At 64.9% G+C, this 14,337-nt stretch carries 15 protein-coding genes; 9 read left to right on the forward strand and 6 right to left on the reverse strand.

What is annotated here, in order from left to right:
- Window positions 1-69: 69 nt before the first annotated feature.
- From truA to accD, 5 genes are read left to right on the forward strand one after another with little or no spacing between them, the layout of a single operon-like run.
- On the forward strand, window positions 70-888 hold the full coding sequence (gene truA, locus MJ205_RS14895) for a tRNA pseudouridine(38-40) synthase TruA (protein ID WP_239809182.1): 819 nt from the start codon (window positions 70-72) through the stop codon (window positions 886-888).
- 22 nt (window positions 889-910) lie between these two features.
- Window positions 911-1,633, forward strand: a complete 723-nt coding sequence (locus MJ205_RS14900) for a phosphoribosylanthranilate isomerase (RefSeq protein WP_239812756.1) — start codon at window positions 911-913, stop codon at window positions 1,631-1,633.
- Complete coding sequence (gene trpB, locus MJ205_RS14905; RefSeq protein WP_239809183.1) at window positions 1,626-2,894, forward strand: tryptophan synthase subunit beta; 1,269 nt, start codon at window positions 1,626-1,628, stop codon at window positions 2,892-2,894. Before MJ205_RS14900 ends, trpB begins: the two co-directional genes overlap by 8 nt.
- Complete coding sequence (trpA, locus tag MJ205_RS14910; protein WP_239809184.1) at window positions 2,891-3,700, forward strand: tryptophan synthase subunit alpha; 810 nt, start codon at window positions 2,891-2,893, stop codon at window positions 3,698-3,700. The genes trpB and trpA overlap by 4 nt, the downstream gene beginning before the upstream one ends.
- Before the next feature lie 60 nt (window positions 3,701-3,760).
- Window positions 3,761-4,633: an acetyl-CoA carboxylase, carboxyltransferase subunit beta gene (accD, locus tag MJ205_RS14915; protein WP_133855407.1), complete on the forward strand. Its 873-nt coding sequence runs from the start codon at window positions 3,761-3,763 to the stop codon at window positions 4,631-4,633.
- A gap of 101 nt (window positions 4,634-4,734) precedes the next feature.
- Here the strand turns inward: accD and MJ205_RS14920 are convergent, their stop codons facing one another.
- Entirely contained in the window at window positions 4,735-5,292 is a 558-nt protein-coding gene (locus MJ205_RS14920) for a YggT family protein (protein WP_239809185.1), read from the reverse strand.
- A gap of 254 nt (window positions 5,293-5,546) precedes the next feature.
- On the opposite strand from MJ205_RS14920, the gene lysS reads away from it, so the two are divergent.
- The 4 genes from lysS (at window position 5,547) to MJ205_RS14940 (ending at window position 9,207) form a co-directional block, all read left to right on the forward strand.
- Complete coding sequence (lysS, locus tag MJ205_RS14925) at window positions 5,547-7,088, forward strand: lysine--tRNA ligase (protein WP_239809186.1); 1,542 nt, start codon at window positions 5,547-5,549, stop codon at window positions 7,086-7,088.
- 108 nt (window positions 7,089-7,196) lie between these two features.
- Entirely contained in the window at window positions 7,197-8,210 is a 1,014-nt protein-coding gene (locus MJ205_RS14930; RefSeq protein WP_239809187.1) for a hypothetical protein, read from the forward strand.
- Between the two features lie 81 nt (window positions 8,211-8,291).
- Window positions 8,292-8,915 (forward strand): mechanosensitive ion channel family protein, encoded by a 624-nt coding sequence (locus MJ205_RS14935; RefSeq protein WP_239809188.1) that lies wholly within the window; start codon window positions 8,292-8,294, stop codon window positions 8,913-8,915.
- A 118-nt stretch (window positions 8,916-9,033) separates the two neighbouring features.
- Complete coding sequence (locus MJ205_RS14940; protein ID WP_021026435.1) at window positions 9,034-9,207, forward strand: DUF1328 domain-containing protein; 174 nt, start codon at window positions 9,034-9,036, stop codon at window positions 9,205-9,207.
- 100 nt (window positions 9,208-9,307) lie between these two features.
- On the opposite strand, the gene MJ205_RS14945 is transcribed toward MJ205_RS14940, so the two are convergent.
- From MJ205_RS14945 to recO, 5 genes are all read right to left on the reverse strand, one after another.
- Window positions 9,308-11,065 (reverse strand): ABC transporter ATP-binding protein/permease, encoded by a 1,758-nt coding sequence (locus MJ205_RS14945; RefSeq protein ID WP_239809189.1) that lies wholly within the window; start codon window positions 11,063-11,065, stop codon window positions 9,308-9,310.
- A gap of 101 nt (window positions 11,066-11,166) precedes the next feature.
- Window positions 11,167-12,252 (reverse strand): beta-N-acetylhexosaminidase, encoded by a 1,086-nt coding sequence (gene nagZ / locus MJ205_RS14950; protein ID WP_239809190.1) that lies wholly within the window; start codon window positions 12,250-12,252, stop codon window positions 11,167-11,169.
- Between the two features lie 55 nt (window positions 12,253-12,307).
- Complete coding sequence (gene acpS, locus MJ205_RS14955) at window positions 12,308-12,700, reverse strand: holo-ACP synthase (protein ID WP_239809191.1); 393 nt, start codon at window positions 12,698-12,700, stop codon at window positions 12,308-12,310.
- Window positions 12,701-12,724: 24 nt separating this feature from the next.
- Window positions 12,725-13,495, reverse strand: a complete 771-nt coding sequence (locus MJ205_RS14960) for a pyridoxine 5'-phosphate synthase (protein ID WP_239809192.1) — start codon at window positions 13,493-13,495, stop codon at window positions 12,725-12,727.
- The gene (gene recO / locus MJ205_RS14965; RefSeq protein WP_230775147.1) at window positions 13,492-14,253 is read right to left on the reverse strand and encodes a DNA repair protein RecO; all 762 of its coding nucleotides are present in this window, start codon (window positions 14,251-14,253) and stop codon (window positions 13,492-13,494) included. The genes MJ205_RS14960 and recO overlap by 4 nt, the downstream gene beginning before the upstream one ends.
- Window positions 14,254-14,337: the final 84 nt, after the last annotated feature.

The following is a 14,337-nucleotide window of genomic DNA, read 5'->3' on the forward strand; positions in this document are numbered from 1 at the left end:
CTCTCCGGCAAGCCCCGCTCTGCGGGGCTTTTTCATGGCCGGGTGCGCCAGCCGCTTTATGATGGCGCCATGCGAATCGCCCTGGGCATCACCTATAACGGACAGGCCTACCAGGGCTGGCAAAGCCAGCCCAGCGGCAACACTGTCCAAGACCATCTCGAAGCGGCGCTGAGCCGCTTTGCCGCCTCCCCCATCTCCACCATTTGCGCAGGCCGCACCGATGCCGGTGTGCACGGCCTCATGCAGGTGGTGCATTTCGATGCCCCTGTGGAGCGCACCGAGGCCTCCTGGGTGCGCGGCACCAACACCTTTCTGCCCAAGGACATCGCCGTCCAGTGGGCGCGGACCGTGCCGGACGCGTTTCACAGCCGGGCCTGCGCCACATCGCGTCGCTATGGCTATGCGCTGCTGCAGTCGCCGGTGCGCCCGAGTGTCGAGGCTGGCCGGGTCGGCTGGGTGTTCCAGCCGCTCGACCTGCAGGCCATGGAGCGCGCGGTGCAGTACCTGCTGGGCGAGCATGATTTCTCGTCGTTTCGCGCTGCCGGCTGCCAGGCCAAGTCGCCGGTCAAGACCTTGTACGCGATCCACATTGGCCGCAGCGCCCAACGCCCCAGTGCCTCCCGCGACGGCGTGCCTTCGTGCTACTGGCGCTTTGACTTCCAGGGCAGCGCCTTTCTGCACCACATGATCCGCAACATCATGGGCTGTCTGGTCGTGATTGGCCAGGGCACCAAGCCGCCGCAATGGATGCAGGAGGTGCTGCAGGCCCGCAGCCGCGAGACCGCCGCCCCCACCTTCTCGCCCGACGGCCTGTACTTTCTGGGCCCCCAGTACGATGCGCACTGGGGCCTGCCCACCGAGGCCATTTCTTTTGACTGGTTTGCCTGAACAAGGAGTTCCATTGACTGCGATGCAAGCAACTGCGGGCCGCACCCGCATCAAGATCTGTGGCCTGACGCGTGAACAGGACGTGGACGCGGCCGTGGCCGCCGGGGTGGATGCCATTGGCTTTGTGCTCTACCCCGCCAGCCCCCGGGCCGTGACCGCCGAGCGCGCCGCCGAGCTGGCGCGCCGCCTGCCGGCCTTTGTGACGCCGGTGCTGCTGTTTGTCAATGAAACGCCTGCCCAGGTGATGGCGGCCTGTGGCAAGGTGCCCGGCGCGATCGCGCAGTTCCATGGCGATGAAACCCCAGAGCAATGCCTGGCATCGACCGGCGGCGGCGAGCGCAGCTTTTTGCGTGCCGCACGCATACCCCTTGGCGACGCTGCGGTGCAGTTCGACCTCGTAGAATATGCCCATCGATATTCACACGCCAAGGCCATCCTGCTCGACGCCCATGTCGAGGGGTTCGGCGGTGGCGGCAAAGCATTCAATTGGTCACTGCTTCCAACAAACGTAGCCTCTCATCTCGTTTTGTCTGGTGGACTCACGCCTGCAAACGTGACCGATGGCATTGTGCAAGTCAGACCGCGCTGCCTCTCGCTCGCGGTGGATGTGAGCTCCGGCGTTGAGAGGACCGGTGCCGATGGCAAGGCCATCAAGGGCACCAAGGACGCCGAAAAAATCCAACAGTTTGTCGCAGCCGTGCGTGCCGCTGACACACTACTTGCCAAGAATCCCTTCCATGTTTGAATACCAGCAACCCGATACTGCGGGCCATTTCGGCCCCTATGGCGGCAGCTTTGCCAGCGAAACCCTGACCCACGCCCTGGTCGAGCTGCGCGAGGCCTATGACAAGTACCAGAACGATCCGGAGTTCCTGCGCGAATTCCAGTACGAGCTGGCCCACTATGTCGGCCGCCCCTCGCCCGTCTACCACGCAGCGCGCATGTCGCGCGAGATGGGTGGCGCGCAGATCTACCTCAAGCGCGAGGACCTCAACCACACCGGTGCCCACAAGATCAACAATGTGATCGGCCAGGCCATGCTGGCCAAGCGCATGGGCAAGCCGCGCATCATTGCCGAGACCGGCGCCGGCCAGCACGGTGTGGCCACTGCCACCATCTGCGCCCGCTATGGCCTCGAATGCGTGGTCTACATGGGCAGCGAAGACGTGCGCCGCCAAAGCCCCAACGTCTACCGCATGAAGCTGCTGGGCGCCACCGTGGTGCCGGTCGAGTCGGGCAGCAAGACCTTGAAGGACGCGCTCAACGAGGCCATGCGCGACTGGGTGGCGAATGTGGACAACACCTTTTACATCATCGGCACCGTGGCCGGCCCCCACCCCTACCCGATGATGGTGCGCGATTTCCAGAGCGTGATCGGCAACGAGTGCCTGTCCCAGATGCCGGCGCTGTTCAAGGAGCAGAACATGGCCGCTGAGCAACCCGATGCAGTGATTGCCTGCGTCGGGGGCGGCAGCAATGCCATGGGTATCTTCTACCCCTATATCCCCTATGAGAACACGCGCCTGATCGGCGTCGAAGCGGCTGGCGAAGGCCTGGACAGCGGCAAGCACTCCGCATCGCTGCAGCGCGGCTCTTCCGGTGTGCTGCATGGCAACCGCACCTATATCCTGCAGGACGACAACGGCCAGATCACCGAGACCCATTCCATCAGCGCCGGCCTGGACTACCCCGGCGTCGGCCCCGAGCATGCCTGGTTGCAGGAAATCGGCCGCGCCCAGTATGTCGGCATCACCGACCAGGAGGCGCTCGATGCCTTCCACTACCTGTGCCACACCGAAGGCATCATCCCGGCGCTGGAATCCAGCCACGCCGTGGCCTATGCGATGAAGCTGGCCAAGACCATGCGCCAGGACCAGTCCATCCTCGTGAGCCTGTCGGGCCGGGGCGACAAGGACATTGGCACGGTGGCCGATCTCTCGGGCGTCGACTTTTATGCCCAACCCTCCAGCCGCGGCGTGGCCGTCAAGGGGAGCTATACCAAATGAGCCGCATCGCCGCAACCTTTGACCAGTTGAAGCTGGCTGGCCGCAAGGCCTTGATTCCTTATGTCACCGCCGGCTTCCCCTTTGCCGACATCACGCCGGCGCTGATGCATGGCATGGTCGATGCAGGCGCCAATGTGATCGAGCTGGGCGTGCCCTTCTCGGACCCAATGGCCGACGGCATCGTCATCCAGAAGGCCGGGGAGAAGGCCCTGTCACTAGGCATCGGCATGAAGCAGGTGCTGGCGATGGTGGCCGAGTTCCGCGTGAAGGACAACACCACGCCGGTGGTGCTGATGGGTTATGCCAACCCGGTCGAGCGCTACGAACAGGTACACGGCAAAGGCGCTTTTGTGCGCGATGCCGCTGCCGCCGGAGTCGATGGCCTGCTGGTGGTAGACTACCCGCCCGAAGAATGCGAAGCCTTTGCGGCCGATCTGCGTGCGCATGGCATGGACCTGATCTTCCTGCTGGCGCCCACCTCGACGCCGGAGCGCATGCAGCAAGTGGCGCGCGTGGCCAGCGGCTATGTGTACTACGTCTCGCTCAAGGGCGTTACCGGTGCGGGCACGCTCAATACCGGCGCCGTCGAAGCGATGCTGCCGCAAATCCGCCAGCATGTGCACATCCCTGTGGGCGTAGGCTTTGGCATTCGCGATGCGCAGACGGCCCAGGCCATCGGCAAGGTGGCCGATGCCGTGGTGATCGGCACCCGCATCATCCAGCTGATCGAAAACCAGCCGCATGAGAAAGTCGTGGCGCTGGTCTCCGATTTTTTGCGTGGCATCCGCAAGGCGCTTGACGCATAATGCGCCTCCTGGGCTGCGCCGTGCGCAGCCCGACGAGTGCGAGAGCAAAGGAAAACAACCATGTCCTGGCTAGAGAAACTGTTACCCGCCAAGATCCAGCACACCGACCCGGCCGAGCGTCGCCAGATGCCCGAAGGTCTGTGGATCAAGTGCCCTGCATGCGAAGCCGTGCTGTACAAGGCCGACCTGGAGCACAACTTCAATGTCTGCCCCAAGTGCAGCCACCACCACCGCATGTCGGCGCGCGCGCGTCTGAACCAGTTTCTGGACGCCGAAGGCCGCTACGAGATTGGCCAGGAAGTGCTGCCCGTCGATGCGCTGAAGTTCAAGGACAGCCGCAAGTACCCAGAGCGCCTCAAGGAAGCGCTGGAAAACACCGGCGAGACCGATGCGCTGGTGGTGATGGGGGGCTCGGTCAAGAGCGTCAACCTGGTGGTCGCCTGCTTCGAGTTTGAATTCATGGGCGGCTCGATGGGTTCGGTCGTCGGCGAGCGCTTTGTGCGCGGCGTCGAAACCGCCATCGAGCAAAAGGTGCCGTTTGTGTGCTTCACCGCCACCGGTGGCGCGCGCATGCAGGAAGGCCTGCTCAGCCTGATGCAGATGGCCAAGACCAATGCCGCGCTGACCCGCTTTGCCAAGAAGGGCCTGCCCTACATCAGCGTGCTGACCGACCCCACGATGGGCGGCGTGTCTGCCGGTTTTGCCTTCATGGGCGATATCGTCATGGCCGAACCCAAGGCGCTGATCGGCTTTGCCGGCCCGCGCGTGATCGAGAACACCGTGCGCGTGAAGCTGCCCGAAGGCTTCCAGCGCGCCGAGTTCCTGCAGCAAAAAGGTGGCGTGGACATGATCGTCGACCGCCGCGAGCTGCGTGACCGCATCGCCAGCAGCCTGGCCATGCTGCAGCGCCTGCCAGCGGATGCGGTGGCCTGATCGGCCCCGATACACCAGCGGCCTACTCAGGGCCGCTACCCCCACAAAAAAACCGCCCTAGGCGGTTTTTTCGCGTCCGGGCTTGCGCCCCCAGCATCACATCACACCGCCAGCAGCAGCCGCGACTGCAGGTGGGCTAGCATGATGGAGATGATCTGCAACCCCACCAGCAGCACGATGGGCGACAGGTCCACACCGCCAACCAGCGGGATGATCTTGCGCAGCGGGCGCAGCAGCGGCGCCGTGAGCTGGTAGAACACGGCATTCATCACCGCGTTGCCCGGCGACAGCCAGGACAGCACGACATGCACCAGCGTGACCACCACCATCGTGGAGATGCCGATATTGGCCACGCCAATGGTGGCGACCACCAGCACCGACAGCAGCGATGACAGGCCCCCTGCCGCCAGCCACAGCAGCACAAACTGGACCACCTGCACCAACCAGGCGCCCATGATGCTGGCCCAGTCGCCGCCGGGCAAGCCCTTGGTGATCCTGCGCAACGGCAGCACCAGCCAGCTGGTCAGCGCCAGCACCAGCTGCCCCAGCGGGTTGTTGAAGGAGACGCGCTGGTACTGCATGTACCAGCGCAGCAGGCAGGCACCGGTCAGCAGACCACCTGCAATATTGAGCAGCAGGGACAGGATTTGAAAAAGCATCGGTGTTTCCAGTCGGGAGCGATCCCGAGAATGCGAAATTTGCTATTAAAAACGAAGCTGACAGACCAATGACAAAGGGCTTCAAGCTATTATTCTAGGGCCGCTGCCAGGTCCCGTGTCACCAAATCCCCCAGCGCGCCAGGGACGAAAAGCGGTGCAGCAGTCGGACACTACGGCTTTTGCCGGCACAGGGCACGCTAAAAATCTTAAAATGACAGGTTTTGGCCGTTTACCAGCGCAATGCTGGCCTCTTCATGTCTGAAAACCACACCACTCCCGAGACCGCGCCGGTTGCGCACGACGAAAACCAACTGATTGCCGAGCGCCGCGAAAAACTCAAAGCCCTGCGCGAAGCACAGCGCCAAGGCAAAGGTGTGGCTTTCCCCAACGACTTCAAGCCCGCCGACCGCGCAGACGACCTGATTGCGGCCCACGCCGAGCAGGACGCCGCCGACCTGGACGCTGCCGCGCTGACGGTCAGCGTCGGCGGCCGCATGATGCTCAAGCGCGTGATGGGCAAGGCCAGCTTTGCCACCGTGCAGGATGCCACCGGCCGCATCCAGCTCTACGTCACCCGCGATGCGGTGGGCGAGGAGCTGTACGCCGATTTCAAGAAATGGGATCTGGGCGACATCATCGGTGCCGAAGGCCAGCTGATGAAGACCAAGACCGGCGAACTGTCGATCAAGGTGACCAAGATCCGCATGCTCACCAAGAGCCTGCGCCCCATGCCCGACAAGTTCCACGGCATGGCCGATCTGGAGCAGAAGGTGCGCCAGCGCTATGTCGACCTGATGACCGACGAAGACGCACGCAAGCGCTTTGTGGCCCGCTCCAAGGCGGTCTCCGGCATCCGCGAGTTCATGGTCGAGCACGGCTTCCTCGAAGTCGAAACCCCGATGCTGCACCCGATCCCCGGTGGCGCCAATGCCAAGCCCTTCATCACCCACCACAATGCGCTGGACCAGGAGATGTACCTGCGCATCGCTCCGGAGCTCTACCTCAAGCGCCTGATCGTCGGTGGCTTCGAGCGCGTGTTCGAGATCAACCGCAACTTCCGCAACGAAGGGGTGTCGGTACGCCACAACCCTGAGTTCACGATGATGGAGTTCTACGCGGCCTACTGGAACTACCGCGATGTGATGGACTACACCGAAGCGCTGATCCGCGACGCCGCGATGAAGGCCGTGGGCACCTTGGAGTTGACCTATGGCGGCAAGCCGGTGGACCTGACCCAGCCCTTCGAGCGCCTGACCATCACCGAAGCCATCGTCAAGTACACCGATGCCGGCGAGAACGTGGGCAACCGCGAATGGCTCACCAATGCCTTGAAGAAGCTGGGCATGAAGGAAGAGAAGGACAAGCTGGCAGGCCGCACCCTGGCCAGCCTGCAGGTGCTGTACTTTGAGGAAGTGGTCGAGGACAAGCTCTGGAACCCCACCTTCATCATGGAGCACCCGACCGAGATCAGCCCGCTGGCCCGCGCCAACGATGACCGCCCCGAAGTGACCGAGCGCTTTGAGCTCTACATCACCGGCCGCGAGTTCGGCAACGGCTTCTCCGAGCTGAACGATGCCGAAGACCAGGCCGCGCGCTTCAACGCCCAGGTCGCTGCCAAGGATGGCGGCGATGACGAAGCCATGTACTACGACCACGACTTTGTGCGCGCGCTTGAGTACGGCATGCCACCCACCGGCGGCTGCGGCATCGGTATCGACCGCTTCATGATGCTGCTGACCGACAGCGCCAGCATCCGCGACATCATCCTGTTCCCCGCGCTGCGCCGGGAACAATAATGCGCCCGGCAGGCCCCCTGGCCTGCCCACAGCGCCCAGCGGCACAGGCTCTGCCCAGAGCCTGTGCCGCTTTTTTCTTGGCCTGCCGCCGCCGATATACTGGCCTGCATGCAGATACCCCGTTACTGGGCGCAAGCACGCCTGCGCCATGAAACCAGCCCGCGCCATGGCGCCACCGTGCAGCGCTGGGGCTGGTCCGACCACAGCCCCGAAGCCGCACAAGCCCATGCCCAACAGCGCGCCCAGGCTGCGCTCGACCAGGTGCTCAGCGCCCCGCAACTGCGCCATCTGGATGCCAGCTTTCAGCGCATGGAACGGCTCGGTGAATATGGCCTGAATGGCCAGACCCCCATCCGGGAAGAGATCCTGGGCCAGCGCGGCCAGACCGTGATGACGCGCAACAGCTACGGCGCGCACTGCCTCAACACCCCCGATGTCGCCATCGCCGACATGGACTTCCCGCCGCAACCCCAGCCACCCAGTGCGGCACCGCTGCTGGCCGCAGCTGTCTTGGCGCTGGCGGTGGGCTTCGTCGTCTTTGCACAGGGTGGCGTGCTGCCCGCGATGGCGGTGCTGGCGGGCGGGGCCGTGGTCCTGGTGCTGTGGCTGCGGCGCTGGTTGAACCTGCGCCAAAAACAGGCCGGCAGCGCCGATCCCCGGCAGTTGGCGCTGGAGCGGGTCACCGCCTTCAGCCAGCAGCACCCCGACTGGGGTCTGCGCGTCTACAGCACGCCCAAGGGGCTGCGCATCATCGTCACCCACGAGGCCCTGCGGCCCGGCGACAGCGCGGTGCAGGATCTGTTCTCTGCGTTGCAGGTTGATCCGGTCTACCAGCGCCTGTGCCTGCAGCAGCAGTGCTTTCGCGCCCGCGTGACCGGCAAGCCCTGGCGCATGGGCCTGTCCGGCCCCAGCCCGCAGGTGCGGCGCTGGCCGGTGGCTGCCAGCCAACTGGCAGCACGCGCTGAATGGACGCATGTCTACGACCAGCAGGCAGCGCGGTACAGCGCCTGCCAGTTCATTGCGCAGCTGGGCCAGTCCCGCATGGGCATGGACATCCAGGCCCTGGTCGACTGGCATGACGAAGCCTGCCGCGCCCAGCAAAGCCAGCTGCCGCTGGCCTGAAGCCCGTTCCATCGTCATCGATAATCAGCGCATCCCCCACCACGGGCCCATCTGGCGCCCGTTGCGCGCCCTGCTCCCGCCATGAACCGACTCAAACTCCTGATTCCAGAATGGGCCACCGAATGGGTGGACATCATCGTGCCTGCGATACAGATCACCTTGATCCTGCTGCTGGCCATCACACTCAACTACGTCACCCGCAAGCTCATCACCCGCGTGGCCCAGCACTACCACTGGCCGCTGGAGCTGGCCGTGCCCGTCAAGGGCTTGGTGCGCTGGCTCATCATTGGCGGCACCTGCCTGTTGATTCTGGAGCGCCTGGGGGTCAGCGCCACGGTGCTGTGGACGGCGTTCTCCGGCTTTGCCGCGGTCGGCGCCGTGGCCTTCTTCGCTGCCTGGAGCGTGCTGTCCAACTTCTTCTGCGCGGTGCTGATCTTCACCGTGCGGCCCTACCGGCTGGGCGACTACATCGAGGTGCTGGACGGCCTGGACAAGCCCGGTGCCAAGGGCCGGGTGGTCGATATCAACATGCTCTACACGACACTCGAAGACTTTGTGGCGGACCGCAGCCAAAGCGTGGTGCTGCAAATCCCCAACACCCACATCTTCCAGAAGGTGGTGCGCCGCTGGACCGATGATCCCCCGCCCCAGCAGCCGCCAGAGGCCAGCCCGGCTGCGCCAGCCGATACGCCCGCCGTGCCATGACACCGTGCATTCCAGGCGGCTGTCAGCGCCAGCCTACCGGTACTTGCCTCTTCGGCCCACGGCGCTGATTCGCCCCCCTGCTTAAGATCAACCATCACATGACAACAGGAGGTGTTCGATGCTTAAGTGGGCCATTATTTTTGCGGTGATCTCGTTGCTGGCCGGTGTGTTCGGCTTTACCGGTGTAGCCTCTGGCGCCGCCGGAATCGCGAAGATCCTTTTCTTCATCTTCATCGCCATCACGGTGATTTTCCTGGTGATTGCCCTGCTGGGTGTCGGCGCCGTCGCCTGACCTCCGCATTTACCAGCCATCGCTGACGAATGCCTGCCCCGTGCAGGCATTTTTTTGGTCCGCCGCAGCCGAGTCGCCTTGCGGCGGCCCAGGGCACCGGCTAGCGCCTGACCGTCCCGGGCCGCACCGCACGCTGCGCCGCATCGAGCTGCCAGCGCCCGGTGTGGAAGGCCTGCACGCTGTCCCGGTGGGCGACGGACACCAGCGATCCGCCGCGCGCACGCACCAGCGCTACCAGCGCCGCATAGACCTCGGCCTCGGTCGCCTGGTCCAGCGCGCTGGTGGCCTCGTCGGCAAACACCCAGGCCGGGCGTTGGAGCAGCACCCGCGCAATCGCCAGGCGCTGCTGCTCCCCGCCCGAGAGCACGGCGTTCCAGGCGGCAGTCTCATCCAGCCGCTCCACCAACGGGGCCAGTTGCGCGGCGCGCAAGGCTGCCTGCAGCTGGGCATCGTCATAGTCCGCAGCGGGCTGCGGGTAGGCCAGGGCCTGGCGCAGGCTGCCATCGGGGAAATAAGGGCGCTGCGCAATGAACATGCTGTCCATCGGCCGCTGCACCCGTCCATGCGCAAACGGCCAGATGCCGGCGAGGCTGCGCAGCAACGTGGATTTGCCGCTGCCCGAGCGTCCGCTGATCAGCACGTCCTCGCCGGCCGCCAGCTGCAAGGCCGCATTGTCGATCACCACCCGGCCATCGGGCAGCGCCACCTGCAGCCCCTGGGTTTGCAGATGGTCAGCGGCCTCCAGCGTCGGGCCCTGGGCTTGGGCCTGGGCGCGCAGACCGGCGTCAAAGCTCGCCAGACGCCGCGTGGTGGCCCGCCAGGCCGCAATATCGCTGTAGTTGTTGACGATCCAGCTGAGCGAATCCTGCACCTGGTTGAATGCCGAGGCAATCTGCATCAGCTGGCCCAGCTGGATGGCGCCGCTGAAAAAGCGCGGCGCGGCAATGATGAAGGGAAACACCACGGCGGCCTGGCCAAAGAAATTGGTGAACCAGGCGAGCTTCTTTTGCTGGCGGATCAGCAGCAGGTAGTTGCCCAGCACATCGCCAAAGCGCAGGCGCAGTTGCTCGCCCTCCACCCGCTCGCCGCCGTCCATCGCAATGGCTTCGGCATGCTCGCGCACGCGGATCATGTGGTGGCGGTAGTTGGCCTCCAGGCGCTGTTGCTGGATATTCAGGCCCACCTGCGGCTTGCCCAGCCACAGCGATACCGCACTGCCCACCAGGCAGTACACGACGGCCATCCAGACCATAAAGCCGGGAATATGCAGGCTGCCGCCGCCCAGCATGGCAGGCAGATCCAGGTCCATCGCCGCGCTCAGCCCCCAGAGGATGCCGACAAAGCTGACAAAGGTGACCAGGGCGTTGAGCAGCCCCATGCTGAGCGCCACGGTGTAGCTGCTGAACAGGTTGATGTCTTCCTGGATGCGCTGGTCGGGGTTGTCCGGCATCTGCTGGCTGCCGCTGTAGCGGCCCAGCTCCATGCGGTAGAAGGCCTTGTGGGCCAGCCAGCGGCCTTGCAGGTGCTCGGTCAGCCAGCGGCGCCAGTGCCACTGCAGCAGCTGGGTGAGGTAGAACTTGTAGACTGCAATGACGATGTAGACCAGCGCCAGCCACAGAAAGCGCCAGAGCTGGTGCCAGAACACATCGGCCTGCTTGTTCTGCAGCGCATCGTAGAACACCCGGTTCCAGCTGTTGATCTGCACCAGCATGAACACGGCCGCCAGGTTAAGCGCGACGATGGCTGCCAGCAGGCCCCAGGCGCGGACCTTGTCCTCGGAAACAAAATACGGCCGGGTCAGCGCCAGGGCCTCGCGGCCGGCAAGCGCCACACGGCGCAAAGGGTGGTGAAGGGGCATCGCTCTCTGCCAGCTAGGGGGGACGAGAGCAATCTAGAGGACGGGGCTGAGGCGAGGCTTAAACCCTCGCCTCTGTCAACAAGCGGTTCAGCCCAGCAGGTTCAGCCCAGCAGGTCCAGCGCGTCCTGGTAGGCCGGCTGGCGCATCAGCTCATCCCAGGGCTGGGGCACCGTCTCGGGCAACAGCGCCAGGCGGCGCGATTCCGAATCTTCGTCCGGCTGCCAGCGGCCGCTGCGCAGCGCATCGTCCATGCCGTCGAGCAACTCGTCCACATGGGCGCCCAGGCCCAGGCTCTGGTTGCACAGCAGCACCATGTCGCAGCCGGCAGACAACGCGGCCAGCGCGGCCTCGGTATAGCTGATCACGCTGCCATTGATGCGGCGCGCGCCTTCCATGCTCAGGTCATCGCTGAAGATCGCACCGTCATAGCGCAGGCGCGTGCGCAATACGTCCTTGAGCCATTTCTCGCTGAAGCCGGCCGGGCGCTTGTCCACCTTGGGGTAGATGACATGGGCGGGCATCACCGCCGTCAGCACGCTGCTCAGCCAGGGGTAAGGCGCGGCATCCTCGGCGAGGATGGCGCTCAAGCTGCGCCCATCGATGGGGATGGCAACATGCGAATCGGCCTTGACAAAGCCATGGCCGGGGAAATGCTTGCCGCAGTTGCCCATGCCGGCCTGCAGCAGGCCATGCATCAGGCTCTTGGCCAGCATCGCCACCACGCGCGGGTCGCGGTGAAAGCTGCGGTCACCGATGACCGAGCTTTCGCCGTAGTCCAGATCCAGCACCGGCGTGAAGCTGAAATCCACCGCGCAGGCCCGCAGCTCGGCGCCCAGCACATAGCCGGCAGCGGTGGCGGCATTCATCGCCCGCATCGCACCACTGCCCTCACGTTGGCGGTTGCCCTGGCCGTCGTCCATCCACATCTGGCCGAAATGCCGCATCGATGGCAGGTGTGTGAAGCCATCGGTGCGAAAACGCTGCACGCGCCCGCCCTCGTGGTCCACACAGATCAGCAGGTCGGGCTTGATGGCCTTGATCTGCGCGCACAGCTGCACCAGCGCCGAGCGGCTCTCCCAGTTGCGGGCAAACAAGATGATGCCGCCCACCAGCGGGTGTGCGAGACGGGCGCGGTCGGCATCGGTCAGGGCCGTGCCGGCGATATCAATGATCAGAGGAGCGTGCATGGATGGATGCGAAAGAGTCAGAAACGGGCCCTGGCAGGGCCCGGAGGATCGGAAATCAGAGCTTCTCGACCACGCAAAAGCTGGCGGCGTAGTCGACCTCGTCGGTCACGGTGATATGCGCCGTCAGGCCTTGCGCCTCGAACCAGGCGGCCAGCTCGCCATGCAGCCGGATGCCGGGCTTGCCGCTGGGCAGGTTGATGACCTCGCAGTGGCGCCAGGTCATCGGCATGCGCATGCCCAGGCCCACGGCCTTGCTGAAGGCCTCCTTGGCCGAAAAGCGCGTCGCCATGTAGCGCACGCCCCGGTCGGGCCAGCGCTCGCTGCGGCGGCGCCAGACAGCCAGCTCCCCCTCGGCCAGCACCTTGTGGGCAAAGCGCTCGCCCTGGCGCTCCAGGGTCGCACGGATGCGGCGGATATCACAGATGTCGGTGCCAATACCGTAAATCATGCTGTCACAGACCTGGGCGGGCGGTTACAGCAGCACGCCATCGGCGCGGGCGTCGAGCGAGCGGCGGTAGGCACGCACAGCCTCGGCGTAACCCATCTCCAGCGCATCGGTCACAAAGGCGTGGCCGATCGACACTTCCAGCACCTGGGGCACATGGGTCACAAAGGGGGTCAGGTTGCGCAGGCTCAGGTCATGGCCGGCATTGACGCCCAGGCCCACCGCCTGCGCGGCCTTGGCGGCTGCCACGTAGCGCGCCAGCTGCGTGCTTTGCTCGGGCGTGCCAAAGGCGGCCGCATACGGCTCGGTGTACAGCTCGACCCGGTCGGCGCCCACAGCCTTGGCAGCGGCCATCTGCTCCGGGATCGGGTCCATGAACAGGCTCACGCGCACACCCAAGGCCTTGCACTCGTCAATCAGCGGCTTGAGGCGCTCGGCATCCTGCGGAAAGCTCCAGCCATGGTCGCTGGTGAACTGGTCCTCGCCATCGGGCACAAAGGTGGCCTGGTGCGGACGGTACTTGCGCACATAGTCCATCAGATTCTGGAAGGGATTGCCTTCGATGTTGTACTCGCGCTTGACCGGCCAGGTGGCGATCACGCCCGCGAGCTTTTCCACATCGCCGGGGCGGATGTGGCGCTCGTCCGGCCGGGGGTGCACGGTGATCCCCTGCGCGCCCGCTTCCAGGCACAGCCGTGCCGCACGCGTCACGCTGGGAATCTCCAGGTGGCGGGTGTTACGTACCAGTGCCACCTTGTTGAGGTTGATAGACAGGGCAGTTTTCACGGGGGTAGTCATAGCGATTGGATATCCATCATCAACTGGCGCGTACGCAATACCGGCTGACCACAGTGGTGTTGCAGCAGCGTACGCAACTGAACTTTTAACTCGCCGGCACACAACACGCAAGCCCTCAGAACAGCCGGATAGGGATTTGCCGCCGACAGCGCTTCCTCCAGGGCTTCCCATTGTGCACCGGTCAGGCCTGCCCTGTCCTGTCCATGGGCCTCGCGCAGGCCGGCATCGGGCACCAGCACATAGCGCGTGGCGGGTTGGAGCGGCTGCAGCGACAGCGTCTGCGCCGCCAGCGAGGGCAGCAGCCCCAGCTCGCGCAGCAGCAGCAGCTCGAAGGCGCGCAGCACGGGTTCGAGCACATCGCCATGGTCGGTGGCCAGCACGCGCACCACACCGGCATAGATGTCGAACAGGTTGGCAAAAGGGTCCTCGCGCGCCAGCAGCCGCATCAGCAGCTCATTGAGGTAGAGGCCCGACAGCAGGCCACCGCCCACCGGCATCGTGTGGCCGCCCACCCATTCAGCACTTTTGAGCGTGTGGATGTCCGAGCCGCCCTCGCCCGCGATGCCCCAGGACAGGCGCAGCGGCTGCAAGGCCAGCAGCACCGGACGAAAGTTGGAAGTGGGTTTCTTGACGCCCTTGGCAACCAGCGCCACGCGCCCCCGGTGGCGGGTAAAGCACTCCAGCACCAGGCTGGATTCACTCCAGTCATACCGGTGCAGGATATAGGCCGGTTCCTCGTTGACGCGCTTGACAGCCATGGCTCAGGGGGTTGCATTGCGTGGCCCGCGCGGGGCCACAGAAGAGGTCGGTATCACGCACGGGGCGCGCAACCCGTGCATAGC

This window comes from Comamonas sp. B21-038, assembly GCF_022387135.1.
In the GTDB taxonomy this organism is placed as follows: domain Bacteria; phylum Pseudomonadota; class Gammaproteobacteria; order Burkholderiales; family Burkholderiaceae_C; genus Comamonas; species Comamonas sediminis.